The following is a 25,941-nucleotide window of genomic DNA, read 5'->3' as shown; positions in this document are numbered from 1 at the left end:
ACGGTGCCGCGGCCCGTCACTTCAGCTGTCCCGCGGTGAAGTAGCCCTCGTCGACGAGGAGCTGGGTGTTGGACCTGTCGACGGAGACGGGGTCGAGCAGGTAGGCCGGGACGACCCGCTTGCCGTTGTCGTAGTCGGTGGTGTTGTTGACCTCCGGCTTCTTGCCGGTGAGCACCGCGTCGCCCATCTGGACGGCCTGCTTGGCGAGCTTGCGGGTGTCCTTGAAGACCGTCTGGGTCTGCTCGCCCCGGGCGATGGACTTCACCGAGGCCAGCTCGGCGTCCTGCCCGGTGACGACCGGCAGGTCCTTGCCGCTGTAACCGGCGCTCTTCAGCGCGGAGATGATGCCGAGCGACATGCCGTCGTACGGGGACAGCACGGCGTCGACCTTCTCCTCGCCGTAGCTCTTGCTGATGAGGTCGTCCATGCGCTTCTGCGCGATGCCGCCGTTCCAGTCCTGTGTGGTCGCCTGGTTCATCTGCGTCTGCTTGCTGCGCACGACGAGCTGTCCGGAGTCGAAGAAGGGCTTGAGGACCTTCATGGCCCCGCCCCAGAAGTACTTCGTGTTGTTGTCGTTCGGCGAACCGGCGAACAGTTCGACGTTGTAGTGCTCGCTCGCGCCCTTGTCGGGTTTCTTCAGCTTCAACCGGTCGAGGATGTACTGCCCTTGGAGGCGGCCGACCTTCTCGTTGTCGAAGGACGCGTAGTAGTCGACGTACGGCGTGCCCATGATGAGCCGGTCGTACGAGATCACGGGGATGCCCGCGTCGTGCGCGCGCTGGAGGACGTCGGTGAGCGCGGAGCCGTTGATCGCCGCGATCACCAGCAGCCGGTGCCCCTTGGCGATCATGTTCTCGATCTGGGCGACCTGGTTCTCGACCTTGTCGTCACCGTACTGGAGGTCGGTCTTGTACCCGGCCTTGCGGAACTGCTCCGCCATGTTCTTGCCGTCGGCGATCCACCGCTCGGAGGACTTGGTGGGCATCGCCAGGCCGATCGTGCCGCCCTTGCCCGTCTCGGGCTTGTAGCGGCTGCCGCCGCGGGCCTCCTGTCCGCAGGCGGTGAGCGAGCCGATGAGGAGGACGGCGGCCAGAGCGGCGGCTCGTCTGCGGGTGGGCATGGGTGGTTCCCTTCGAGGTAGGGCTGGGGCGAAGCATCAGGTGCCCGGCCGCGGGGCCGGGCGGAGCGGCGGGAGGGCCGGGCTCACGGGTGCAGCAGGACCTTCCCCGCGCCCGGCCCGCCGGCGATCTCCATCGCCTCGGCGAAGCCGTCCAGCGGCATGCGGTGGGTGACCAGCGGCAGCAGGTCCAGCAGCCCGGCGTCGAAGGCGCGTACGGCGTGGGCCCAGGCGGCGGGCGGGGCGCCGAAGACGGTCCGCACCTCGGCCTGGCGGACCACCAGTTCCGTGGGGTCCAGGCCGGTGGCGCCCGGGGCCGGGAGGCCGGTGAGGACCAGCCGGCCGCCACGCCGCAGCAGCCCGAGCGCCGCGCAGGCCGCTTCGGCCGACCCGGCGGCCTCGATCACCACGTCGAAGTCGTCCGGCAGCGCCTCGTCCGCCGTACGGAAGGACGTCGCCCCGAAGTCGAGCGCGAGCTTCTCCCGCTCCCGGCCGGTGCCGACGGCCAGCAGCTCGGCGGGCGAGGCGGCGGCGAGGAACTGTACGGCGATCATGCCGAGCGTGCCCGTGCCGACCACCGCCACCCGGTCGCCGGGCCGGGCCTCCGCCTTCAGCGCGGCGGCCGCGACACAGGCGGCGGGCTCCAGCAGCGCGGCGGCCGTGAGGTCGGCGCCGTCCGCGAGCGGGTGCAGCAGCCGGGCGGGCAGCACCAGCGTGTCCGCCATCGCGCCCGGCTGCGTGAACCCGGTCTCCTCGTACCCGGCCGTGCACAGCGTGGTCTCGCCCGCGTGGCAGCGGGCGCACACCTGGCAGTTGCGGAAGCCCTCGCCGACGGTCTTCCGGCCGAGCAGTGCCTCCGGTACGCCCGCGCCGACCGCCTCGACGGTGCCGGACCACTCGTGCCCGGGAACCACCGGGTACCGCACGTACCCGGCAGGCCGGTTCCCCTGCCACAGCTCGCGGTCGCTGCCGCAGACACCGGACGCGTGCACCCTGACGCGCGCCTCGCCCGGGCCGGGCTCGGCCGGGGCCGCGTCGGTGAGGCGGTACGCGCCGGGCCCGTCCAGGACGAGCGCGCGGCCGGTCACCGGCCGGCCCTGGCGGGGTCGCGCTTCTCCCAGCCCTCGGCCCAGAGGTCGAACCGGGCCTGCTGCTGGGGGAACTCGGCGGCGGCCTCGGTGTCCAGCTCGACGCCGAGGCCCGGTGCGTCGGACAGTTCGAAGTAGCCGTCGACGACCTGCGGGGCGCCCTTGACCACCTTCTTGATCTCCGCGTCGGCGAAGTCGTTGAAGTGCTCCAGGATCTTGAAATTGGGGGTGCAGCCGGCGACCTGGAGGGAGGCGGCGGTGAGCACCGAGCCGCCGACGTTGTGCGGCGCGACCAGCATGTAGTGGGTCTCGGCGGTGGCGGCGAGCTTGCGGGTCTCCAGGATGCCGCCGAGGTGGCCGACGTCGGGCTGGATGATGTCGGCGGCCTGCGACTCGAAGAGCTCGCGGAACTCGATGCGGTCGTGGATGCGCTCACCGGTGGCGACCGGCATGTCCACCTTCGCGGCGACCTTCTCCAGCGCCTTGAGGTTCTCCGGCGGTACCGGCTCCTCCAGCCAGGCGGGCTTGAACGGCGCCATCTCGTGGGCCAGCCGGACCGCGGTGGACGGGCTGAAGCGGCCGTGCATCTCCAGCATCAGCTCGCGCTCGGGCCCGATCGCGTCGCGTACCGCCTCGATCAGGGAGACCGCGTACACGGTCTGTTCGTGGTCGAGCTCGAAGTGGCCGGTGCCGAACGGGTCGATCTTCAGGGCCTGGTAGCCGCGCTCCACGACCGCCTGCGCGGCCTTGTGGTACGCCTCCGGGGTGCGCTCGGTGGTGTACCAGCCGTTGGCGTACGCCTTGACCCTGTCGGTGACCTTGCCGCCCAGCAGCTGCCAGACGGGCACCCCCAGCGCCTTGCCCTTGATGTCCCAGCAGGCCATCTCCACGCAGGCGATGCCGGACATCACGATCTCGCCGGCCCGCCCGTAGTCGCCGTACTTCATGCGGCGCACCAGGTCCTCCACGGCGAACGGGTCGGAGCCCGCGATGTGGTTGGCCTCCGCCTCGCGGAGGTAGCCGAGGAGCGCGTCGGTGTGGCCGAGCATGCGGGTCTCGCCGACTCCGGTGAGCCCCTCGTCGGTGTGGACCTGGACGTACGTCAGGTTGCGCCAGGGCGTTCCGACGACGTGAGTGGTGATTCCGGTGATGCGCACGGGAGGTGCCCCTTCGCGGCTCGCGGTGTCCGACTGCTTCGCGTTCGAGATTTCGTCACACGTTCGAAATGCTGCGAGATAGGTAATGCCACGACGCGAGCGGTGTCAACGGTCTGGGCACGGATTTCCCGGATACGCAGGGGTGTTGACGGCACGACGGGGCGACAGCCATCCTCACCGGGCGATATCCCGAGCACTGTCCGGTATTTCGAACAGCCTGTCAGGAGCGCACCATGCCCACCACGGCACCCGCATCCGCCACCCCCCGGCGCCGGCCGCGAAGACGCGCGCGGCTCACCCTCCTCACCGGGACGCTGGTCGCCGCGCTCGCGGTGCCCGCCCTCGCCGCTCCCCCGGCGGCGGCGGACGTCACCGACTACACCCTGGACGTCACGGACGGCGGCACGGGCCCCGCCCTCGACGACACCATGTACGGCGTCTTCTTCGAGGACATCAACCGCGCCGCGGACGGCGGCCTGTACGCCGAGCAGGTCCAGAACCGCTCCTTCGAGTACGACCGGGCCGACAACGCCGCGTACACACCGCTGACGTCGTGGGAGACGACCGGGTCGGCGAAGGTCGTGAACGACGACGGCCGGCTGAACGCGCGCAACCGCAACTACCTCTCCCTGGGCGCCGGTTCCTCCGTCACCAACACCGGCTACGGCACCGGCATCGCGGTACGCAAGGGCGAGCGGTACGACTTCTCGGTCTGGGCCCGCGCCGGCGGGGCGGCGGGCGCGCCGCTCACTCTCACCCTGCGGGACTCCTCGGGCGAGCTCGCCGCCGCCCGCCGCGTCACCGCGCGCGGCGGCTGGACCAAGTACACGGCGTCCTTCACCGCCACCCGCACCTCCGCCGCCGGCCGGCTCACCGTCGCGTCCGGCGCCCCCGTCGCACTCGACATGATCTCCCTCTTCCCCCGCGACACCTACAAGCACCGCCCGAACGGGCTGCGCAAGGACCTCGCCGAGAAGATCGCCGCGCTCGACCCGGGCTTCGTGCGGTTCCCCGGCGGCTGCCTGGTCAACACCGGCAGCCACGAGGGGTACGACGAGGCGTCCGGCTACCAGCGCAAGCGCTCGTACCAGTGGAAGGACACCATCGGACCCGTCGAGCAGCGCGCCACCAACGCCAACTTCTGGGGCTACAACCAGTCCTACGGCCTCGGCTACTACGAGTACTTCCAGTTCGCCGAGGACATCGGCGCGATGCCGCTGCCGGTCGTCCCGGCCCTGGTCACCGGCTGCGGCCAGAACAAGGCCACCGACGACCCGGCGCTGCTGAAGCGGCACGTCCAGGACACCCTGGACCTGATCGAGTTCGCCAACGGCCCGGTGACCTCCGAGTGGGGCAAGAAGCGCGCCGAGATGGGCCACCCGAAGCCCTTCGGCCTCACCCACCTGGCGGTCGGCAACGAGGAGAACCTCCCCGACGAGTTCTTCGCGCGCTTCAAGGAGTTCCGCGCCGCCATCGAGGCGAAGTACCCCGACATCACCGTCATCAGCAACTCGGGCCCCGACGACAGCGGCACCACCTTCGACCGCGCCTGGCAGCTCAACCGCGAGGGCAAGGTCGACATGGTCGACGAGCACTACTACAACAGCCCGCAGTGGTTCCTGGAGAACAACGAGCGGTACGACTCCTACGACCGCAACGGGCCCAAGGTCTTCCTCGGCGAGTACGCCTCCCAGGACAACCGCTTCCGCAACGCGCTGTCCGAAGCCGCGTTCATGACGGGCCTGGAACGCAACGCCGACGTCGTGAAGCTCGCCTCGTACGCCCCGCTGCTCGCGCGTACCGACTCCGTGCAGTGGCGCCCCGACATGATCTGGTTCGACGGCCGGAAGTCCTGGGGCTCGACGAGCTACGAGGTCCAGAAGCTGTTCATGAACAACACCGGCGACCGGGTCGTCCCGAGCACCGCCTCCGGCACCCCGGCCACCACCGCGCCGATCACCGGCGCCGTCGGCCTGTCCACCTGGGCCACCACCGCCGCGTACGACGACGTGAAGGTCACCGGCGCGGACGGCAGGACGCTGTTCGAGGACGACTTCTCGGGCGGTGCCGGCAAGTGGACCGAGGCGGCCGGACGCGGCTCGTGGAAGGCCGAGGACGGCGCGTACGTCCAGTCCGACGCCGCGGCCGAGAACACCCTCGTCACCGCGGGTGACCCCGGCTGGCGCGACTACGACCTGCACGTGAAGGCCACCAAGCGGTCCGGCAAGGAAGGCTTCCTGGTCGCCTTCGGCGTCCAGGACACCGGCAATCACTACTGGTGGAACCTCGGCGGCTGGGGCAACACCCGCTCCGCCGTGGAGAAGACCACCGACGGCGCCAAGCAGACGATGGCCGGGACCGAGGACGGCACGAAGATCGAGACCGGCCGGACGTACGACCTGAAGGTGCAGGTCCGCGGGCGGCAGGTGACGCTGTACCTCGACGGCAGGAAGTGGGGCGGGTTCACCGACGACGCCGAGGCCGAGCCGTTCCGCCAGGTCGTGACCGAGGACAGGAAGACCGGCGAGCTGATCGTCAAGGTCGTCAACGCGCAGGACTCGGCCGCCCGTACGCGCATCGACCTCGGCAAGCGGAAGGTGGCGCCGACCGCCCGCCTGACCACGCTCCAGGGCGACCCGGCCGCCGAGAACACCGCGGAGGACCGGCCGATCGCGCCCCGCCACTCGACCCTGCGCGGCGTCGCCCCGCAGTTCACGCACACCTTCCCGGCCCACTCCGTCACCTTCATGCGGATCAGGAGCCACGGCTGACGTTCCCCGGGCGGCCGCCGGACCGGCGGCCGCCCCACCGAGCCCCACGAGGAGAGCACCATGCACGCACCCGGCCGAAGAGGCGTCCTACTGGGCACCCTGGCCATGGGCGCGGCCGCCGCCCTGCCGGGCACGGCACACGCCGCCACCGGCCGGCGCCGCCCCGCGGCGCCGTACCCCAACCCCCTCGTCCGTCAGCACGCCGACCCGCACATCTTCCGGCACACCAACGGCTTCTACTACTTCACCGCGACCGTCCCGGAGTACGACCGCATCGTCCTGCGCCGCTCCCGCACGCTGCGCGGCCTCGCGGACGCGCCCGAGGCGGTGCTGTGGCGCAAGCACACCACCGGCGAGATGGGCGCCCACATCTGGGCGCCGGAGATCCACCACATCGACGGCCGCTGGTACCTCTACTTCGCCGCGGGCAGCGCCGAGGACGTCTGGAAGATCCGGATGTACGTCCTGGAGAACCGCCACCCCGACCCCTTCAAGGGGACCTGGACGGAGAAGGGCCGCCTCCTCACCCCCTGGGACACCTTCTCCCTCGACGCCTCCACCTTCACCCACCGCGGCGTCCGCTACCTGACCTGGGCCCAGCAGGAGCCGGGCATCGTGAACAACTCCAACCTCTACCTCGCGCGGCTGCGCAACCCCTGGACGCTCGGCAGCCCGCCGGTACGGCTCTCCTCCCCGGTCCTGGACTGGGAGACCCGCGGCTTCAAGGTGAACGAGGGCCCCTCGGTCCTCATCCGCAACGGCCGGGTCTTCATGACGTACTCCGCCAGCGCCACCGACAGCAACTACTGCATGGGGCTGCTCACCGCGGACGCGCGCGCCGACCTGCTCGACCCGGCCTCCTGGACCAAGTCGCCGGTACCGGTCTTCACCAGCAACGAGACCACCGGTCAGTACGGCCCGGGGCACAACAGCTTCACGGTCGCCGAGGACGGCCGCACCGACGTGCTCGTGTACCACGCACGGCAGTACCGGGACATCACCGGCGATCCTCTGCACGACCCCAACCGGCACACCCGCATCCAGAAGCTGGGATGGCACGCGGACGGCACGCCGGACTTCGGGGTGCCGGTGGCGGACACGGTCCCGTAGGGCCGTCTGCGGGCCGGGCGGCCCGGCCGGCTCTCTCAGGCGCGGCCCGGAAGGGTGGACGCACGGACGACCAGCTCCGGCGCGAGCACGACCTGGCGGTGCTCGTGGGCCGCCGCCAGGTCGCCGGTCTCCTCGAGGAGCATCTCGGCCGCCGTCCGGCCCATCTGCCGGGCCGGCTGCCGTACGGAGGTGAGCGGCACGGCGGCGGCCGCGGCGAACTCGATGTCGTCGTACCCCACCAGCGCGATGTCCTCCGGGACCGCCACCCCGGCGCCGTAGAGCGCCTGGAACACCCCGAGGGCGAGCAGGTCGTTGGCGCAGAACACGGCGGTCGGCCGGGGCGACATGCCCAGCAGCCGGGCGCCGGCGTCCCGGCCCGCCGCCACGTCCATCCGCTCGGTCTCGATGTGCCGCAGGGCCGACTCCGGCAGGCCCGCCTCGCGCAGCGCCTGCAGCGCCCCGGTCCGCCGGTCCTGGCACTGGGTCAGGAACATCGGCCCGCTGACGTAGACCAGCCCTTCGTGGCCCTGCTCGACCAGGTGCCGGGCCGCCAGCGCGCCGCCCGCCACGTCGTCCACGGAGACCGAGCAGCCCTCACCGCTGCCGAGGACGCGGTCGACGAAGACGAGCGGGATGCCGCGGGGCCGGAACCGGGCGAGCGTGCCGCCGGTGAGATCGGCCGGGGTGATCAGTACGCCGCGCACCTGCTGCTCGGCGAAGAGGGAGAGGTACTCCGCCTCCTCGGCCGGGCTCTGGGCGCTGTTGCAGAGCATCACGCCGAGCCCCGCCTTGCGCGCGGCACGCTCCGCGCCCGCCGCGACGTCCACGAAGAAGGGGTTGGCCATGTCCAGCACGAGCAGCGCGATGATCCGGCTGCGGCCAGCGCGCAGCTGGCGCGCCGACTCGCTGCGGACGTAGCCCAGCGCGGTGATCGCCGCCTGTACGCGCTCCCGGGTCTCCTTGGCGACCATGTCGGGACGGTTGATCACGTTGGAGACCGTGCCGATGGAGACGCCGGCCTGACGTGCGACATCCTTGATACCCACCGTATGCGCCACGCGTGCCATGCTACGCACTCCGCTTCACGCGCTCGAAGCCGCCGGCCGCCACGCCCCGTGGGGGCGGGCGCGGCGGCCGGCGGCGGTGCCCGGCCGGTTCCCCGGCCGGGCGGCGTCGGGGAACCTACTCGACGATCTTCAGCAGCTTGTTCGGCGTGCCCTCACCCGGGTTGGCGATCTTGTCCGGGGTGGCGCCGTCGGTCAGCGCCTTGGCGACGTCGGCGGGCTTGGCGTCCTGGTGTCCGGCCAGGTAGACCGCGGCGGCGCCCACGACGTGCGGGGTGGCCATCGAGGTGCCCGAGATGGTGTTGGTGGCGTCGTCACCCTCGTTCCAGTCCGAGGTGATGTCGGTGCCGGGGGCGTAGAGGTCGACGACGCTGCCGTAGTTGGAGTAGTCGGCCTGGTTGTCGTCCTTGTCGCTGGCGGCCACGGTGATGGCCTCCTTGACGCGGGACGGCGAGCCCTGGCCGGCGTCGGTCGACTCGTTGCCGGCCGCGACACCGAAGGTGACACCGGCCTCGATGGCCTTCTGCACGGCCGCGTCGAGGGCCTCGTCGGCCCCGCCGCCGAGGGACATGTTCGCGACCGAGGGGCCCTTGTGGTTCTTGGTCACCCAGTCGATGCCCGCCACGACCTGCTCGGTGGTGCCGGAGCCCTGGTCGTCCAGCACCCGGACGCCCACGATCTTGGCCTTCTTGGCGACACCGTGCGCGGCGCCGGCGATGGTGCCCGCGACGTGCGTGCCGTGGCCGTTGCCGTCGTCGGCGTTGTCGTCACCGTCGACCGCGTCGAAGCCGGAGGACGCGCGGCCCTCGAAGTCCTTGTGCGTGGTGCGCACGCCGGTGTCGATGACGTACGCGGTGACACCCTCACCCGCGCTGTCCGGGTAGGTGTACTTGCTGTCGCCCGCGGTGTCCTCCTGGTCGATGCGGTCCAGGCCCCACGACGGCGGGCTGTCCTGGGTGGCGTCGATGGAGAACTTCTTGTTCTGGACGACCTTGTCGACGGCCGGGTCGGCCGCGAGCCGCTTGGCCTCGGTCTCGTTCAGGCCGGTCGCGGAGAAGCCGTCGAGGGCGGCGCTGTAGGTGCGCTCGACCTTGCCGCCGTACTCCGCGGCGAGGTCCTTGCTCTCGGCCGTACGCGCCTGGTCCTTGAGCATGACGATGTAGCTGCCGCTGACGGCGGACTTGGCGCTCGCGCCGTAGATCTTCCCCTCTGCGGGGGAGGCGTCGGCGGTGACCGCGGTGACGGCCGCGATGCCGGTGGCGGCGACGACGGCGGTTATGCCGGTGATCAGCCGCTTCTTGCTGGAACGCTTGTGAGCCATGGCGAGGGTTCTCCTCGTTCGTGGTGTGGGGGGAAAGCGTTGCGTGATCACCCGGGGAAACGAGAAGATCTCCTCCGGGCTGGCTCGAAACCCTGACTGATTGACGCGTCCAATTCAAGGCTCCCCCGCGGGTGTGACATAGGCAACAACCCTGCAAAAATGCAAATCCCGTCACACTCGGTCAAATTGAGCACTCAAGCTGACGGTGGTTGCCTCAACTCGCGTCACAGTGCAGCAACATGGGGAAATAAATGCCCTGTGAGAGACGCGTGACACTCAGCTCTGGTAAAGGGCGTAAAGGGCGTGGAGACTCAGCGCTGGTACCGGGCGAGCACGAGGTTGCCGTCCTCGACCAGCCGGCCGCGCAGCTCCGCCAGACCGATCGCGCCGCTGTAGTACTCCTGCAGCCCCGGCGTGGCGATCTTGTCCTTCCACTCCGGATAGCCGCGCACGGACTGCGCGGGCGCGGCGTGCAGCGTGCCGGCCAGCGCCGTACCGGTGGCCCAGCCGTACTTCCGCACCCGCAGCCGGGGATCGCGGAGCGCGGCGGTGCCCGTGGGCAGCATCCAGTCGCCGAGCGCGAGGCGCACCATGTTCGCCGGGCGCAGCAGAAAGGCGACGAACGCCATCGCCTCCTCCTTGCGCGGGCAGTCGGCGGCGATCGACAGCGTCTGCGGGCTCACGCCTTGGGCGTGCGCGCTCCCCGTGGGCGCCGGCAGCACCGTCCACGCGAACCCTTCAGGGGCTTGCTGAACGATCTGCTGCCGGTACGAGAACCCGAGCGGCACCATCGCGTACCGCCCGGCGAAGAACCCGGGGAGCGTGTCCGAGCCGCCCATGCCCAGGGTGGTGCGTGCCGCGCTGCCGTCGACGTTCACCTGGTCGTGGACCGTTCGCGGCACGACCTGGTCGGCGGCGTCGAAACGGATCTCGGCACGGCCGTCGGCGCGGCGGTGGAAGAGCCGGCCACCAGTCGACAGCGCGAGGTTGAGGGTCGCCGACACCGGTTCCTTGAGCGGCCAGGCGACGCCGTACCGCCGCCCGTTCCCGTCCGTGTCCCGGTCCCGGCGCCCGTCGCGGTCCCCTCCGCCGCCCCCTTCGCGGCTCAGCTCCTTGGCCGCCGCACGGAATTCCTCCCAGCTCCAGGGGTCCTCCGGGGTCGGCACGCGCACTCCGGAGGCGGCGCGCAGCAGCTTCCGGTTGGCGATCAGGACGCGCGGCTCCTGGAGGAACGGCACTCCGTACACCCGCCCGCCGAAGGTGCCCGTCCGCCAACTGTGCTCCGGGATGTCGGCGGTGAGCCGGTCCGGCAGCAGACCGGTGAGATCGGCGAGGTGACCGCCGTACGCGAAGTCCGCGAGGTCGTCGGAGGCGTCGTGGATGATGTCGGGCGCCTCGCCGCCCTCGAAGGCGGTCAGCAGCTGGTCGTGGACGGTGGGCCAGGCGCCCTGTACGTACTCCACCGGACTGCGGGGGTGCAGCCGGTTCCACTCGGCCACCAGCGCCTTGTTGGCCCGTACGGACTCCGCCTGCCAGGCCAGCGACTGGAAGCGCAGGGGGCGCCGGGAGCCGGACGCCTTTCCGCCCCCGGAACAGCCGGCGAGTACGGGGGCGGCCGCGACGCCCAGCGAGGCGGCGGCGCCGAGAAACGTACGGCGGCGCATCGCAGCGCGCGGCGGCGTGGGCATCAGTGCTTCACCGCCCCGGCCAGCATGCCACCCGTGATGCGGCGCTGGATGACGGCGAAGAGGACCAGCCCTGGCAGGGTGGCGAGCAGGGCGGCGGCCGCGAGCGGACCGAGGTCGGCGACGCCCTCGGCGCCGAGGAAGTGCGTGAGGACGACCGGCATCGTCTGCTTCTCCGGCGACTTGAGCAGGACGAGCGCGAAGAAGAACTCGTTCCATGCGGTGATGAAGGCGAACAGCGCGGTGGCGACGATCCCGGGCATGAGGAGCGGCGCGGTCACGGACACCAGGGTGCGGACCCGGCCGGCCCCGTCCACGGCCGCCGCCTCCTCCAGTTCGGCGGGCACGGCACGTACGTACCCGGTGAGCATCCACAGGGCGAAGGGCAGTGACCACACGAGGTAGACGAGGGTGAGCCCGCCGAGCGAGTCCACCAGGTGCACCGCCTTCAGCAGCAGGAACAGCGGAATGATCACCAGCACCAGCGGGAACGCCTGGCTGACCACCACCCACCCGGTCGCGGCGCGCGCCATCCGGGTACGGAAGCGCGCGAGGACGTACGCCATCGGCGTGGCCACCACGACGGCCAGCACCGCGGCCCCGGCCGCCGCCGCGAGGCTGTTGGCGGCCGAGCGCAGCAGCGGCTGCTCGTCGAACGTGGCCCGGAAGTTGGCGAGGGTGGGCTCGTGCGGGATCCAGGTGGGATCGATGCTGCCCAGCTCGCGCGGGGGCTTGAAGGCGGTGGAGAGCAGCCACAGGAACGGCAGGAGCAGGAAGAGCAGATAGCCGAGCAGGGCCAGGTACTGGCCGGCGCGGGCGGCGGCGGTACGTCCGCGGCGGGCGGTCATCGGTCGTCCTCCCCTGCCCGCAGGCGGCCTGCCAGGTAGACAGCCAGCAGGACGGCGATGACGGCGACCATCGCGAGCCCCATCGCCGCCGCGTAGCCGAACTGCCCGTACCGGAACGCCTCCTCGTACGCGAACAGCATCGGCAATCTGGTGCGGCCGCCGGGCCCGCCGTCCGTCAGCACGAAGACCAGCGCGAAGGAGTTGAAGTTCCAGATGAAGTTCAGCGCGGTGATCGCCAGCGCCACCGGACGCAGCGCGGGCCAGGTGACCGTACGGAACCGCCGCCAGGCGCCGGCCCCGTCCATGGCCGCCGCCTCGTGCAGCTCGCGCGGCACGTTCTGCAGGCCGGCCAGCAGCGGCACGGTCGTCTGCGGCAGACCGGCCCAGACGCCCACGACGATGACGGCGGGCAGCGCGGTGGCCAGGCCGCTCAGCCAGTCGCGGCCCTCGCCGAGCCCGAAGCCGCGCAGCGTCTCGTTGAGCACGCCCGCGTCCGGGTGGTAGACGAGCCGCCACATGATGCCGACCACGACCTCGGGCATCGCCCACGGCACGATGGCCAGCGCCCGGGCCGGCCAGCGCAGCCGCAGCTTCTCGTTGAGCAGCAGGGCGAGGCCGAGCGCGAGGAAGAACTGCGGGACGGTGACGCCCACCGCCCAGACGAGCCCGATGCGGAAGGACTCCCAGAAGAGGGTGTCCTCGAGCAGGTCACCGAAGTTGAGCAGCCCCACCCAGCGGGTGGGCTCGGTACGTCCCGACTGCGCGTCCGTGAAGGCCAGCGACACGCCGTACAACAGGGGGCCGACGCTCAGCACGAGGATCGGGATCAGCGCGGGCAGCACGAGGAACCACACGCCGCGGTCGCGGCGCGGTCCGGCACCGGCCGGGCGGCGGGCGGACCGCCGTGGCGCGGTCGCGAGGGTCACGGCAGGGCTCCTTGGCGCGGCTCGGTCCGAAACGTCCGGTACATCCGATACGGAACGGCCGCGCGCGCCCGTACGCGCGGACAGCCGTCGTCATCGTCGTGACCCCGGGGGACGCCGTCAAGACGCCTCAGCAGGGAAGACCGGAAGGATCTGTCCGGGAGGGGGGAGCGGCACACGCGGGAGGGCTGGCAGCGGCACACGCGGGAGGGCGGGGAGCGGCACCCGCCGAACTTTGGGTGTCGGACCCGCCTGAGAGACTGTGGGGGATCGAGACATCGGGGCGGCCCGGGGAGCCGGAGCGCGCCGGGGTGCTCACGGAGCGCAGGAGGCAGCACCATGACCGAGGCGAGTGGCGGAGCCGGTTCCGCGCCGGGCACGCCCTTCACGGAGTCGCGCGCACGGGACGTGCTGGCCGCGGCCGGGCGGCCGGACGCCGCGGCGGACGCGAAGCTGCTCGCCCTCGGCGAGAACGCCGTCTTCGCGCTCGGTGAGACCGGCCCCGTGATCCGCGTGGGCCGCAGCGCCGAACTGCTCGCGCGCGCCGAGCGGGAGCTGCGGGTGGCGCGCTGGCTGGCCGAGGCGGGCGTACCGGCGGTGCGCGCCGCCGAGCCGGCGGCCCGGCTGGTGGACGGCCACCCCGTCACCTACTGGGAGCGGCTGCCCGAGCCGGTACGGCCCGCCGGGCCCGCCGACCTCGCCGAGCTGCTGCGGCTGGTGCACGCCCTGCCCGAGCCGCCGTTCGAGCTGCCCCGGCGGGAGCTGCTGGGCGGCGTGGAGCGCTGGCTGCGGCTGGCGGGGGACGCGGTGTCGCGGGAGGACGCGGAGTACCTGCGCGGCCGGCGGGACGCGTTCGCCGCCGCGGCGACGGCCCTGGAGCCGCACCTGCCGCGCGGCCCCCTCCACGGTGACGCGCTGCCGCGCAACGTCCATGTCGGCCCGGACGGCCCGGTCCTGGTCGACCTGGAGACCTTCTCCCGCGACCTGCGCGAGCACGACCTGGTGGTCATGGCCCTCAGCCGGGACCGGTACGGCCTGGGCGCCGAGGCGTACGACACGTTCGTACGGGCCTACGGCTGGGACGTACGGGACTGGGAGGGCTGCGCCGTACTGCGCGGCTCCCGCGAGACCGCCAGCTGCGCCTGGGTCTCCCAGCACGCCCCGGGCAACCCCGCGGCCCTGAAGGAGTTCCGCCGCCGCATCGCCTCCCTCCGCGAAGGCGACGCGTCGGTGCGCTGGTACCCCTTCTGACAGCCGCCTGCCCGCTGTCCGGTGTCCCTGCGGACGGCCGCGCGCCCGATATTCGGTACCGGGCGCGGGCTGTCGCGGGCTAACGTCCCGCCCCATGCCCGACAACACGCCTCCCGCACCTTCCGCATCTCCCGCAGACGTGGCGCTGCCGACGCCCGGCCACGGACCGGGCTCCGGGCCCGGTGGTGACGGGCCGCCCCGGCTGACCCGGCTCGACTTCCACGGGCCGCTGTCCGAGGAGCGGGCGGGGCGGATGGTGCAGCGGCTCGCCGCGGCCCGCCCGGCCACCGTGCTCGACATCGGCTGCGGCTGGGGGGAGTTCATGCTGCGGATGCTCGACGCCACGCCCGGCGCCACCGGCATCGGCATCGACCTCGCCGCGGACGACCTGGCCAGGGGCCGGGCGAACGCCGCGGCCCGCGGCCTCGCCGACCGCGTGGAGTTCGCCGAGGAGTCCGGGCACGGGACCACGCGGGGCCCCGCCGACCTCGTGCTCTGCCTCGGCGCCGGCCATGCCGTGAGCGGTCCCGAGTCGCCGCACAACTTCCGCACCGTACTGCGCGAGCTGCGCCGGCTCGTCGCCCCCGGCGGCCGCGTGCTGTACGGCGAGGGCTTCTGGCAGCGCCCGCCGGCCGCGGCGGAGCTGGCGCGGATGTGGCCGGATGCCGCCCCCGAGGAACATGTGAGCCTGGCCGAACTCGTCGACCTCGCCGTCGACGCGGGCTTCCGCCCGGCATGGGTGGAGACGGCGAACGGCGACGAGTGGGAGGCGTTCGAATCGGCCTACCGCTGCGACGTGGAGGAGTGGCTGGCCGCCCACCCCGGCCATCCGCTCGCCCCCGAGACCTGCGCACGGGCCGACGCCCACCGCAGGTCCTGGCTCGCCGGCTACCGCGACCTCCTCGGCATCGCCTACCTCACCCTCGTCCCGGCCGAGCCCCTGCCGAATCCGTAAGAGCCTGTGTCCTCACCCCGGCCGGGCGCCCGCCGCCTGGCACTTCCCCAAGCTCTCGGCTTCGCTCGAGCAGAGGAGACCCCATCCTCGCGGCGATACCGAAACGCCCTGGTAGCTCCTCCCCCAAGGCCTTGAGGGCCAGGGAGGTGCCCCCTCGAGGCTTCCAGCCGCCTTGCGATCGCACGCACCGGACGACGTTCGCTGATCCGACCGGGGCGATGGCACAGGCTCTCAGCGTCCCGGTCTTTCCTGCCCGGCCCGCCCCTTCCCGGTGTCCGCCGCGAGCCGACCGTCCCCCTGCGGAATCAGCCCCGCGGTATCAGCGGCCAGGCCGGCTCGACGCGGGCCGACGGGTCGGTACGGCGCAAGTAGCGCTGGAAGGAGGCGGCCTGGTCGGCCGCCGCCGTGCGCTGGAGGCCGTGCAGCGCGGGCAGCGTCAGCCCGGCGACCTCCGGGTGCTTCGCACCTATCCGGCGGGCCACGCCGACCGCGGCCACGGCGTCCGCGCCCGCTTCGTGCGCCGCGTCCAGCACCACGCCGTAGTGCGCGCACAGCGCCTGGAGCGTGCGCTTGCCCTTCCGGTAGGGGTCGAGGTGCTTGTCGAGGACGAGCGGGTCGACGACCGGCGCCGGGTCCGCGCCGAGCCGGTCGGACAGCGGCGCGACGCCGTGCCGGCGGCACTCGCGGTCCAGCAGCGAGAGGTCGTACCGGGCGTTCATCACCACGAGCGGGATGCCCGTGCCCAGCGCCGCCGCGAGCGCTTCCGTGATCTCCGCCAGACCTGCCGCGGCCGGGCGGCCGTGCCGCCGCACGAAGTCGGTCGAGTAGCCGTGAATGGCCGCCGCTTCGGACGGTATCGGCACTCCGGGGTCGAGGACCCAGCTCAGTGCCGGTGCGGCCACTCCGGCCGCGTCGAGCCGGATGACGGCGGCGGTGACGACCCGGTCGGTCTCGACGTCGGTGCCCGTGGTCTCCAGGTCGAAGCCGACCAGTGGTTCCTTGTGCCAGCTCATGCGGCCTCCTTCGATGGTGCGTCCCCCGTGTCGCACGCGACCGCCCGCCGCGTCCCGCACGGCCGCGTTCCCGTGTTCCCTCACTCTCCCACGCACCACTGACAACGCCCCCGGCTTCTGCCCTTCGCGCCCCTCGTCCCCAGGGTTTCCCTCATGGACCTGCAACTGGCCGGACGGCGGGCGTTGGTGACGGGAAGCAGTGGCGGCATCGGCGCGGCGGTCGCCGGGATGCCGGCGGCCGAGGGCTGTGACGTACTGGCGCACGGGCGGAACGCGGACGCCGCGGCGGAGGTCGCGCGCCGGGCGGCGGCGCACGGCGTACGCGCGGAGGTGGTACTCGGCGACCTGGGTGAGCCGGACGGCGCGGCGCGGGTGGCCGCCGTGGCCCGTGACTCCGGCGTGCACCTCCTGGTCAACAACGCCGGACCGTTCGCCGAGCACGACTGGGACGGCGTGCGGCCCGCGGACCGGCAGCGGGCGTTCGAGGGGAACGTGTTCTCGGCGGCGCGGACGACGCAGGCGCTGCTGCCCGCGCTCCGCGCGCACGGCTGGGGCCGGGTGGTCGACATCGGCAGCCGGGCGGTGCGCACGCCGCTGCCGAACATGGTCGAGTGCTCCGCCGCCAAGGCCGCGGTGGTGAACATGACGACCACCCTGGCCCGGCACCTGGCCGGCACGGGGGTCACGGCGAACCGCGTCAGCCCGGGCGTCATCGAAACGCCCTCGACGCGCCGGATGTTCGAGGAGCGCGGCGAGCCGGCGGCAGAGGCCGCGGCCCGGTACGCGCCCAACCCCGTCGGCCGGCTGGGGCGCGCGGAGGACATCGCGGGCGCGGTGCTGTACCTCGCGAGCCCCTCGCCGACTACGTGAACGGCATCGAGATGCGGGGCGACGGCGGGATCAGGGGCACGCCCTGAGCCGGTGGCCGCCACGGGCGGGCGGGGCGGCTCACGACACCGGCCGCGCGTCCGCCCACACGCTCTCGAACTCCTCGCGGTACACCTCGAAGAGCCCGTGGTCGCTCTCCCGGCCGTCCTCGTGCCGGACGACCTCCCGGCCGCCGCCGCGCAGCACCAGGACCGGCACCTCCATGCCCCGGCTCCTGCGCAGGTAGGACTGGACCACGGCTATGCCGTCCGGGCCGTCGCCGTCGACGAGGTACGCCGTGAAGCGCGGGGTCTCGTCGAAGACCTGGATCTCGAAGGCGCCGGGGTCGCGCAGCCGGGCCCGCACCCGCCGCATGTGCATGATGTTCATCTCGATCGACCGGCTCATCTCGCCCTTCTTCAGGCCCAGCTCCCGCTCGCGGCGGCGGACCGCGCTGCTGGCCGGGTTGAGGAAGAGCAGCCGTACCCGGCAGCCGGACTCGGCCAGCCGGACCAGCCGGCGGCCCGAGTAGTTCTGGACGAGCAGGTTCAGCCCTATGCCGACCGCGTCGAGCCGCCGCGCGCCCCCGAAGAGGTCCTCGGCGGGCAGCTGGCGCTGGAGGCGCACCCGGTCGGGGTGGACGCCCACGACGTCGGCGTAGCGGTCGCCCACCAGGTCCTCGACCGCGTCGATGGGCAGCCGCCCGGCCGTACGGGTGCCGATGCCGGAGCCCAGTATCTCCAGGAGGCGCGCGGAGGCGCGTTCGGCCTGGGCGAGCACCGTCTCGGAGAGCGCGCGGTTGCGGGAGACGATGTTGCGGGCGACCTCCAGCTCGTCGAGGGCCAGCTCGACATCGCGCCGGTCGTCGAAGTACGGCTCGAAGCAGGGCCAGTGCTGGACCATCAGCTCGCGCAGCTGCGGGAGGGTGAGGAAGCTGATGATGTTGTCGTCGGCGGGATCGAGGAGGTACCCCTTGCGGCGGCTGACCTCGCGCACGGCGACGGCGCGCTGCACCCACTCCTGACCGGCGGGCCCGGCCGCCGCGACCACCCATTCGTCGCCGTGCACCGGCTCGTAGATGGGGCGCAGCACGGCCGCGACGACGGCGCGCAGCCGTTGTTCGACGAGATTCAGCCAGATGTAGGCACGCCCGGCGCGTCTGGCGCGGGTACGTACCTCGCTCCAGGCCTCGGCACCCCACTCCAGCTCCGCCCCGATCTCCAGGGGGCGTGCGAGGGACACCGCGCCGGGCGGTGCGTCGATGGAGCCGCCCTCATGACCATCGTCACCAGGAGGCAACTCCAACCCGCCCGAGCTCACCTGTACACCGCCTTCCGAACCCCCACGCCAACGATCAAGGCACCCTACTGCGGGTCCGGGAGGGGGTGCAGCCGGATGCGCCGACTCTTCCACCAACTCCCCTTATTCGCCGTGCCCGTTGTGTCCGGAAAGGGAAACGGGCGTGAGCGGAGTCATAGTGGGGCCACCGGGAGCCACGCCGGAGTCCCGGCGGACTCTCCCCTCGTCACGCCCCTCGTCAGGAGGCCGGCGGGACATCGGAGGCCACCGGGAAGGAGGCCGAAAGTGATTGCTCAGGAGTCGCGACACGCCCAGGACACCCCTTCTCTCGCGCTATGTCGCTATACATGAGGATTGCGGTCGGACACCTGATCGTTCCCCCGGTCGGAGGACCCTCTTTCGCGGCAGGTTGCCTGCCTTTCGGCGAAGATCTCGCGAACGTCCCACTGTTCGCCGCTCATCGGGGAAGAATTCCGGTTCGGTCCGCGGTCGTCAGTCCGTCGCGGCGCCCCTCTAGGAAGTGGAAGAGTCGACGCATGCAGGTCTGGCCGGGACAGGCGTATCCGCTAGGTGCCACGTACGACGGTGCGGGCACCAATTTCGCGGTGTTCTCCGAGGCGGCACAACGTATCGAGCTGTGTCTGCTGCACGACGACGGTTCGGAAACGGCGGTCGAGCTCCGCGAGTCCGACGCGTTCGTCCGTCACGCGTATCTGCCCGGCATCATGCCGGGGCAGCGGTACGGCTTCCGGGCGCACGGCCCGTACGAGCCGGACCGGGGTCTCCGCTGCAATTCCGCGAAGCTGCTGCTGGATCCCTACGCCAGGGCGGTCAGCGGCACCATCGACTGGGACGAGGCGGTCTACGGCTACCACTTCGGCAAGCCGGACAGCCGTAACGACCTGGACTCGGCCCCGCACACGATGGCGTCGGTCGTCGTCAACCCGTATTTCGACTGGGGCGACGACCGGCCGCCACGTACGGACTACCACGAGACCGTGATGTACGAGGCGCACGTCAAGGGCCTGACGATGCTGCACCCTGAGCTCCCCCAGGAGCTGCGCGGCACGTACGCGGCGCTGGCGCACCCCGTGATCATCGACCATCTGCGGGAGCTGGGGGTCACGGCACTGGAGCTGATGCCCGTACACCAGTTCGTCAACGATCACCGTCTGGTGGACGAGGGACTGGCGAACTACTGGGGCTACAACACCATCGGCTTCTTCGCGCCGCACAACGCGTACGCCTCCTGGGGCGACCGCGGCCAGCAGGTGCTGGAGTTCAAGTCGGCGGTGCGCGCGCTGCACCAGGCGGGCATCGAGGTCATCCTCGACGTGGTCTACAACCACACCGCCGAGGGTAACCACATGGGCCCCACGCTGTCCTTCCGTGGTCTGGACAACCTCTCGTACTACCGGCTGACCGACGACCCGCGGTACTACATGGACACCACGGGCACCGGCAACAGCCTCCTGATGCGCAGCCCGCACGTACTCCAGCTGATCATGGACTCGCTGCGCTACTGGGTGACCGAGATGCGGGTGGACGGCTTCCGCTTCGACCTCGCGGCGACCCTCGCCCGGCAGTTCCACGAGGTGGACCGGCTGTCGTCCTTCTTCGACCTGGTGCAGCAGGACCCGGTGGTCAGCCAGGTGAAGCTGATCGCCGAGCCCTGGGACGTCGGCGAGGGCGGCTACCAGGTGGGCAACTTCCCGCCGCTGTGGACGGAGTGGAACGGCAAGTACCGCGACACCGTGCGCGACCTCTGGCGCGGCGAGCCCCGTACGCTCGCGGAGTTCGGGTCCCGGCTGACCGGCTCCTCCGACCTCTACCAGGGTGACGGGCGCCGGCCGCTGGCCTCCGTCAACTTCGTGACCTGCCACGACGGCTTCACGCTGCACGACCTGGTGTCGTACAACGAGAAGCACAACGAGGCCAACGGCGAGGAGAACCGGGACGGCGAGAGCTTCAACCGCTCCTGGAACTGCGGCGCCGAGGGCGAGACGGACGACCCCGAGGTGCTGGAGCTGCGCGCCCGGCAGATCCGGAACTTCATCGCCACCCTGATGTTCTCGCAGGGCGTGCCGATGCTCAGCCACGGGGACGAGTTCGGGCGCACCCAGCAGGGCAACAACAACGCCTACTGCCAGGACAACGAGCTGGCGTGGGTGCACTGGCCCAAAGAGGGCGAGGGCGGCGAGGGCAAGGAAGCGCTGGAGCTGCTGGAGTTCGTGCGCCAGATGGTGTGGCTGCGGCGGGACCACCCGGTGTTCCGGCGGCGCCGCTTCTTCCACGGCCGCCCCATGGAGGGCACGCACGACGAGCTGTCGGACATCGCGTGGTTCACGGCCGAGGGCGAGGAGATGCGGCAGCGCGACTGGCAGGCGGCGCACGCCAAGTCCCTGATGGTGTTCCTCAACGGCAGCGCGATCTCCGAGCCGGGCAAGCGCGGGGAGCGGATCTCCGACGACTCGTTCCTGCTGCTGTTCAACGCGCACGGCGAGGAGAAGGAGTTCACCGTCCCGATCGACCACGGGCGGCAGTGGCAGGCCGTGGTCGACACCGCGGACCCGAAGGCGGTCGCCGAGGGCGGCCCCAAGGTGCGCGCCGGCGACACGCTCACCCTGGTGGGGCGGAGTCTGATGGTGCTCCAGCGGCCGGCCTGACTTCCTGGCCGGCCGGAGCCGCGTCCTGGCCTCCGGAGGCCGTGTCCGTGCCGCCGCCCGGCCGGGCTCCCGCGTACGCCGGGGCGCCCGGCCGGGTACGGAGGCGGACGGTCAGCGCCAGGCACAGCACGAGGACGGCGGCGGCGACCGCGACGGCGAAGGCGGCGGCCGGGCCGTACGACTCGGCCAGCCGCCCCGAGAGGGCCAGCGCGAGCGCCTGCCCGCCGACGACCGAGCTGGTCAGGAAGGCCATCGATTCGGCCATCCGGCGGGCGGGCACCAGCCGTTCGGTGAGCGCGAAGATCGTGATGAGGTGCGGCGCGAAGGCCGCGCCGAGGACCACGACCACCGCGTACAGCGTCCCCAGGGAGCCGACGAACAGCAGCGGTACGGAGAGCACGGTCAGGCCCGCCGCGGCGGCCCGCCAGCGGGTCGGCAGGCCGATCCGGGCCGGTACGAGGGCGAGCGACAGTCCGGCCACGGCGCTCATCACGCCCATCGCCGCGTAGACCAGGCCCGCGTGGCCGGGGGCGCCGAGCCGTTCGGTCAGTGCGGTGATGCCGGCCTGCGAGGCGCCGAACATGGCGCCCTGAAGGGCCATGGAGACGCGCAGGGCGTGTACGGCTCCCGGAATGCCGGGGCGGCCGCGCCGGGCCGCCCTGCGGCGTTCTCGCGCCTCGGCGCACCGCCGCCGCCAGGGACCTCGTGCGGTGTGCCCGCGCGCGGGGGACGCGTCCGCCTCCCGCGTCCCCGGAGCCGTCACACCCGAGGTCGGGTGCAGCGCGAACGCCGTACCGCACGTGGCCAGGAGCAGCGCCGCCAGTCCCAGCGCGGCGGCCGGACGGGCGGCCGCCGCGGCCACGCCCACCAGCGCCGGACCCAGCACGAAGGAGACCTCGTCGAGGGTGCCCTCCCAGGAGAGCGCGGCGTTCACCGTGCGCTCGTCCGCTCCGGCCCGCCGCACCAGGGCGACCAGCCGGGTCCTGGCCAGCGGCCCCACCTGGGGGACGGTGAGCCCGGCGAGCAGCGCCAGGAGGGCCAGCGGCAGCGTGGCCACGTGGGACAGCGCGGCGAGTACGAGGGCGGTGACGGCGAGGGCGTTGGCCCAGCAGGCGGCCAGGACCACCGGACGCTGGCCGCGCCGGTCGGCGAGCCTGCCGATGAGCGGCCCGGCCACGGTCTGCCCGGCGGCCAGCGCGCCGCCCGCCACGCCCGCCGTCGCCAGGCTGCCGCTGGTCTCGGCGACCAGCAGGACGCTGCCGAGCTGGCACATGGCAGTGGGCAGCCGGCCGAGGAAGGAGACGGCGGGCAGCACCGGGCCGCTCGTCGCGAGCACGGTGCGGTAGGTGGCCAGTACAGCGGTCATCGCCCGACGCTATCGGCACGGCCGCCCCGGCCAGTATGGGCAGGACGTACGAACGAAAATCGGGGCACACCCCGCCCGATCGGATGAAGCAACAAGGCACCGCGCGGGTACGTGTGTCCCCATGACGCCCGAATTCAGCGCGCCGCCCACCGCCACCTACCGGTTGCAGCTCCAGCCCGGCTTCCCGTTCGCCGCGGCCGAGAAGGCCGTGCCGTACCTGGCCGACCTGGGCGTCTCGCACCTGCACCTCTCCCCCGTGCTCGGCGCCGTCCCCGGTTCCGCGCATGGGTACGACGTGGTGGACCACTCCGTGGTGCGCGCCGAACTGGGCGGCGAGGAGGGGCTGCGCGCGCTGGCGCGGGTCGCCGCCGCGCACGGCCTGCGGCTCGTGGTGGACCTGGTGCCCAATCACATGGCCCGGCCCGCCCCCGTCTCCTTGAACGGGCCGCTGTGGTCCGTTCTGCGGGACGGTCCCGCCTCGCCGTACGCCCGCTGGTTCGACATCGACTGGGAGGGCGGGCACGGCGGGCGGCTGCTGATGCCCGTACTGGGCGGCCGGCTGGCCGACGAGCTGCCCCGGATGCGCATCCAGGGGGACGTGCTGCGCTACCACGAACACGCCTTCCCCATCCGCCCCGGTACGGAGCGGCTGCCGCTCCCGCAGCTCCTCGATGCGCAGTGGTACCGGCTCTCCTGGTGGCGGCTGGCCCGCACGGAGCTGAACTACCGGCGCTTCTTCACCATCTCCGAGCTGATCGCGGTCCGCGTCGAGGACCCAGAGGTCTTCCGGGCGACGCACGCGACGGTGCTGCGGCTCGTCGAGGACGGCGTGATCGACGGGCTGCGCATCGACCATCCGGACGGGCTCGCGGACCCCGCGGGCTACCTGGCGCGGCTGCGGCAGGCCACGGGCGGCCGCTGGACGGTCGTGGAGAAGATCCTCACCGGCGACGAACGGCTGCCGCGGAGCTGGGCGTGCGCGGGCACCACGGGCTACGACGCGCTGCGCCACATCGACGGGCTCTTCGTGTGCCCGGAGGGCGCCGACCTGCTCTACGGGGTCTACCGCGACACCGTGGCCCCCCTGGCGGACCGGGGCGGCGACTGGGAGGAAACGGTACGGCAGGCCGCCTACGAAGTCGTCACCCACGAACTGTCCGCCGAGATCGACCGCTTGGTGCGTACGGCCGCGCGCATCAGCGAGCGCGCGCCGCACCACGGCGACCACGCCCCCTGGGCCCTGCGCCAGGCGCTGCACGAACTGCTCGTCCGGCTGCCCGTGTACCGCCCGTACGCACAGGACCCGTGGTGCGCCGAGCGGGACGCCGAGATGCTGGACGCGGCGGCGGAGGGCGCCGCCGCGTCCTTCGAGGTACCCGAGGAGGCCCGCTCCGTCGCGCTGGTACGCGATCTCGCGCTGGGCCGTCCGGGCGACGGCTCCGAGGGCGACGAGGCGGCGGACCACGCCGACTTCGCCGCCCGCTTCGCGCAGACCGCCTCGGCACTGCACGCCAAGTCGGTCGAGGACCGCGCCTTCTACCGGTACACGCCGCTGCTCTCGGCCTGCGAGGTCGGCGGCGATCCCGGCTGCCCGGCGGTCACCGTGGACGCGTTCCACGCCTTCTGCTCCCGCCTGCAGGAGGCCTGGCCGGCGTCCGGGACGGTCCTGTCCACCCATGACACCAAGCGCAGCGCGGACGTCCGGGCCCGCATCGCGGCGCTGAGCGAGTGCCCCGAAGGCTGGCGTGAGGTCCTGTCCCGCCTGAACACCCGCACGGCCCTCGCCCTGGAGAGCCCGGAGCCCGACCCCCAGATGGCGTGGACGGCCTGGCAGACGGCCTTCGGGCTGGCGCGCCCGGAGACCGCGGCGGACACCGGCGCGGCGGCCTCTCCGGGGCCGGACACCGGCGTCCCCTCGTCGTGCGGGCACGACGGCATCTCCTTCGGACGGCTCGCGCCCGCCGTCCTGAAGGCCGTGCGGGAGGCCGGGCTGCACACCACCTGGACCGAGCAGGACTCCGCCTACGAGGAGTCGGTCACGGACTTCCTGGAGGCGGGGCCGTGCAGTCCCGGTGCCGCGGCGGAACTGGCCGCGTTCGCCGACGAGCTGGCCCCCTTCGTACGCGCCAACGTGCTCGGCGCGGCGCTGCTGCACCTCACGATGCCCGGCGTGCCGGACCTCTACCAGGGCACGGAGCGCGAGTTCACGGCGCTGGTCGACCCCGACAACCGGGCGCCGGCGCGCTTCTCCCCGGAGTTCCTGGCCGACGTGGACGGCGGCGGGGCCGCGGCCGGTGACCCGCACGGGTACCCGGACCTCTCCGCCGAGAAGCTGCGGCTGACCGCCGCCGCGCTGCGGCTGCGCCGGGCGCATCCGGAGTGGTACGGCCCGCAGGGCACGTACCGGCCGCTGCGCAGCACCGGAGACCCGCACGGCCACTGCGTGGCGTTCGCCCGCGCCGACCGTGCGGTGACCGTCGCCACCCGGCTGTCGCTGCGTCTCGCGGAGTCCGGCGGCTGGCACGCGGCCGCCCTGCGGCTGCCGGACGCGCCATCCGGGGTCTGGCACGACCTGCTCACGGGCCGGGACTTCGAGGGCCCGTCCGTGCCGCTGGCCGCCCTCCTGGACCGGCTGCCGGTCGCGCTCCTCGTGCTCAGGGCCCCGTGAGCACGTAGGCCATGCTGCCGAAGGTGACGTGGTCGCCGGGCTGCACGACGACCTCTCCGAGGACGCGGCGGCCGTTGACGTAGGTGCCGTTCATGGAGCCGAGGTCGCGCAGCAGCCAGGTGTCCCCCGCGGCGCGGAGCTGTGCGTGCGAGCGGGAGACCGTGTCGTGGTTCAGGCGCAGCCCCGCGCCCGGGGCGCGGCCGATCAGGAGGGGGTACGGCCCGGGGGCGGGCAGCAGGAGCTTGGGGAGGCGCTCCGTGCGCCAGGCTCTGCGGAGCGTGAGGTGGAAGGCGGACGCCTTGCCCACCGCGCGCAGCACGGCGGCCTCGAAGCGGCCGCGGGTGGCCAAGTCACCGGTCGCCCGCTCCAGTTCGCTGCGGTGGCGGGCGCTGAGCACCAGTTCCAGGCGGCGCAGGAAGGTGTCCTGGGACAGCCGTCCGTCGGCCGCGCCCTCGCGCAGCAGTTCCAGCGCGCGGTCCCGCTCGGCATCCGACAACCGGGCCGGCACTGCCGGGAATTCGAGCGATGACATGTTCATGATTCTCCGGCCCGGCCCGTGTTCCTGTCCAGACGAGGCCCGTCCGACACCCGGCCTCCACCTCGGAGGACGGCATCCGGACCCGATCAGTTCCGAAGAAATTCCCTGGCGCTCCGCACAGGGGAACGGTTAGTGTCCACGGCACAGCACGGAAGCACGAGCGGAAGGAGGCGGAACGGCATGTACGGCACGGCTATCGACCTGTTCGCGCGCTCCCGCGCCGCCCGCTCCATA

General features: G+C 72.5%; 19 protein-coding genes. 7 read left to right on the top strand and 12 right to left on the bottom strand.

The window, feature by feature from the left end:
- Positions 1-16 precede the first annotated feature (16 nt).
- From chvE to AAC944_RS28010, 3 genes are all read right to left on the bottom strand, one after another.
- Positions 17-1,120: a multiple monosaccharide ABC transporter substrate-binding protein gene (chvE, locus tag AAC944_RS28020; protein ID WP_030621960.1), complete on the bottom strand. Its 1,104-nt coding sequence runs from the start codon at positions 1,118-1,120 to the stop codon at positions 17-19.
- An 83-nt stretch (positions 1,121-1,203) separates the two neighbouring features.
- Positions 1,204-2,205: a zinc-dependent alcohol dehydrogenase gene (locus AAC944_RS28015; protein ID WP_030621958.1), complete on the bottom strand. Its 1,002-nt coding sequence runs from the start codon at positions 2,203-2,205 to the stop codon at positions 1,204-1,206.
- Positions 2,202-3,362, bottom strand: coding sequence for a mandelate racemase/muconate lactonizing enzyme family protein (locus tag AAC944_RS28010; protein ID WP_030621956.1), 1,161 nt, complete (start codon positions 3,360-3,362; stop codon positions 2,202-2,204). The genes AAC944_RS28015 and AAC944_RS28010 overlap by 4 nt, the downstream gene beginning before the upstream one ends.
- 233 nt (positions 3,363-3,595) lie before the next feature.
- Here AAC944_RS28010 and AAC944_RS28005 point away from each other — a divergent pair, with 233 nt between their 5' ends.
- Together AAC944_RS28005 and AAC944_RS28000 are read left to right on the top strand one after the other, a co-directional pair.
- Positions 3,596-6,133: an alpha-L-arabinofuranosidase C-terminal domain-containing protein gene (locus tag AAC944_RS28005; protein WP_030621954.1), complete on the top strand. Its 2,538-nt coding sequence runs from the start codon at positions 3,596-3,598 to the stop codon at positions 6,131-6,133.
- 60 nt (positions 6,134-6,193) lie between these two features.
- A complete protein-coding gene (locus tag AAC944_RS28000; protein WP_030621952.1) occupies positions 6,194-7,243 on the top strand; it encodes a glycoside hydrolase family 43 protein in 1,050 nt (349 codons plus the stop codon).
- Between the two features lie 35 nt (positions 7,244-7,278).
- Here AAC944_RS28000 and AAC944_RS27995 read toward each other — a convergent pair whose 3' ends face one another.
- The 5 genes from AAC944_RS27995 to AAC944_RS27975 form a co-directional block, all read right to left on the bottom strand.
- On the bottom strand, positions 7,279-8,301 hold the full coding sequence (locus AAC944_RS27995) for a LacI family DNA-binding transcriptional regulator (RefSeq protein WP_196943240.1): 1,023 nt from the start codon (positions 8,299-8,301) through the stop codon (positions 7,279-7,281).
- A gap of 124 nt (positions 8,302-8,425) precedes the next feature.
- Positions 8,426-9,628: a S8 family peptidase gene (locus tag AAC944_RS27990; protein ID WP_030621949.1), complete on the bottom strand. Its 1,203-nt coding sequence runs from the start codon at positions 9,626-9,628 to the stop codon at positions 8,426-8,428.
- Between the two features lie 311 nt (positions 9,629-9,939).
- Complete coding sequence (locus AAC944_RS27985; RefSeq protein ID WP_030621948.1) at positions 9,940-11,292, bottom strand: ABC transporter substrate-binding protein; 1,353 nt, start codon at positions 11,290-11,292, stop codon at positions 9,940-9,942.
- A 23-nt stretch (positions 11,293-11,315) separates the two neighbouring features.
- Positions 11,316-12,161: a carbohydrate ABC transporter permease gene (locus AAC944_RS27980; protein WP_030621947.1), complete on the bottom strand. Its 846-nt coding sequence runs from the start codon at positions 12,159-12,161 to the stop codon at positions 11,316-11,318.
- Complete coding sequence (locus AAC944_RS27975; protein ID WP_030621945.1) at positions 12,158-13,087, bottom strand: carbohydrate ABC transporter permease; 930 nt, start codon at positions 13,085-13,087, stop codon at positions 12,158-12,160. Before AAC944_RS27975 ends, AAC944_RS27980 begins: the two co-directional genes overlap by 4 nt.
- A 336-nt stretch (positions 13,088-13,423) precedes the next feature.
- On the opposite strand from AAC944_RS27975, the gene AAC944_RS27970 reads away from it, so the two are divergent.
- Positions 13,424-14,335, top strand: coding sequence for an aminoglycoside phosphotransferase family protein (locus AAC944_RS27970; protein ID WP_051872248.1), 912 nt, complete (start codon positions 13,424-13,426; stop codon positions 14,333-14,335).
- Positions 14,336-14,429: 94 nt separating this feature from the next.
- Complete coding sequence (locus AAC944_RS27965) at positions 14,430-15,290, top strand: SAM-dependent methyltransferase (RefSeq protein ID WP_051872247.1); 861 nt, start codon at positions 14,430-14,432, stop codon at positions 15,288-15,290.
- Between the two features lie 305 nt (positions 15,291-15,595).
- Here the strand turns inward: AAC944_RS27965 and AAC944_RS27960 are convergent, their stop codons facing one another.
- Positions 15,596-16,303 (bottom strand): 3'-5' exonuclease, encoded by a 708-nt coding sequence (locus tag AAC944_RS27960; RefSeq protein ID WP_030621939.1) that lies wholly within the window; start codon positions 16,301-16,303, stop codon positions 15,596-15,598.
- A 153-nt stretch (positions 16,304-16,456) separates the two neighbouring features.
- On the opposite strand from AAC944_RS27960, the gene AAC944_RS27955 reads away from it, so the two are divergent.
- Complete coding sequence (locus AAC944_RS27955) at positions 16,457-17,173, top strand: SDR family NAD(P)-dependent oxidoreductase (RefSeq protein ID WP_368396475.1); 717 nt, start codon at positions 16,457-16,459, stop codon at positions 17,171-17,173.
- 78 nt (positions 17,174-17,251) lie between these two features.
- On the opposite strand, the gene AAC944_RS27950 is transcribed toward AAC944_RS27955, so the two are convergent.
- On the bottom strand, positions 17,252-18,490 hold the full coding sequence (locus tag AAC944_RS27950) for a DUF5919 domain-containing protein (RefSeq protein WP_030621938.1): 1,239 nt from the start codon (positions 18,488-18,490) through the stop codon (positions 17,252-17,254).
- 515 nt (positions 18,491-19,005) lie between these two features.
- Between AAC944_RS27950 and glgX the strand changes: the two genes are divergently transcribed.
- Positions 19,006-21,135 carry a glycogen debranching protein GlgX gene (gene glgX / locus AAC944_RS27945; protein ID WP_030621937.1) on the top strand — a complete coding sequence of 710 codons (2,130 nt, stop codon included), beginning with the start codon at positions 19,006-19,008 and terminating at the stop codon, positions 21,133-21,135.
- On the opposite strand, the gene AAC944_RS27940 is transcribed toward glgX, so the two are convergent.
- A complete protein-coding gene (locus AAC944_RS27940) occupies positions 21,089-22,501 on the bottom strand; it encodes an MFS transporter (RefSeq protein WP_368396474.1) in 1,413 nt (470 codons plus the stop codon). The genes glgX and AAC944_RS27940 overlap by 47 nt on opposite strands.
- Before the next feature lie 121 nt (positions 22,502-22,622).
- On the opposite strand from AAC944_RS27940, the gene treY reads away from it, so the two are divergent.
- Complete coding sequence (treY, locus tag AAC944_RS27935) at positions 22,623-25,169, top strand: malto-oligosyltrehalose synthase (protein WP_030621934.1); 2,547 nt, start codon at positions 22,623-22,625, stop codon at positions 25,167-25,169.
- On the opposite strand, the gene AAC944_RS27930 is transcribed toward treY, so the two are convergent.
- The gene (locus AAC944_RS27930) at positions 25,156-25,701 is read right to left on the bottom strand and encodes an FHA domain-containing protein (RefSeq protein ID WP_030621932.1); all 546 of its coding nucleotides are present in this window, start codon (positions 25,699-25,701) and stop codon (positions 25,156-25,158) included. The two genes, treY and AAC944_RS27930, sit on opposite strands and share 14 nt — an antisense overlap.
- Positions 25,702-25,941 lie beyond the last annotated feature (240 nt).

The organism is Streptomyces sclerotialus (genome assembly GCF_040907265.1).
Taxonomy (GTDB): domain Bacteria; phylum Actinomycetota; class Actinomycetes; order Streptomycetales; family Streptomycetaceae; genus Streptomyces; species Streptomyces sclerotialus.
The sequence above is the reverse complement of the archived record's forward strand: the minus strand, read 5'-3'. Positions and strand labels throughout refer to the sequence as shown.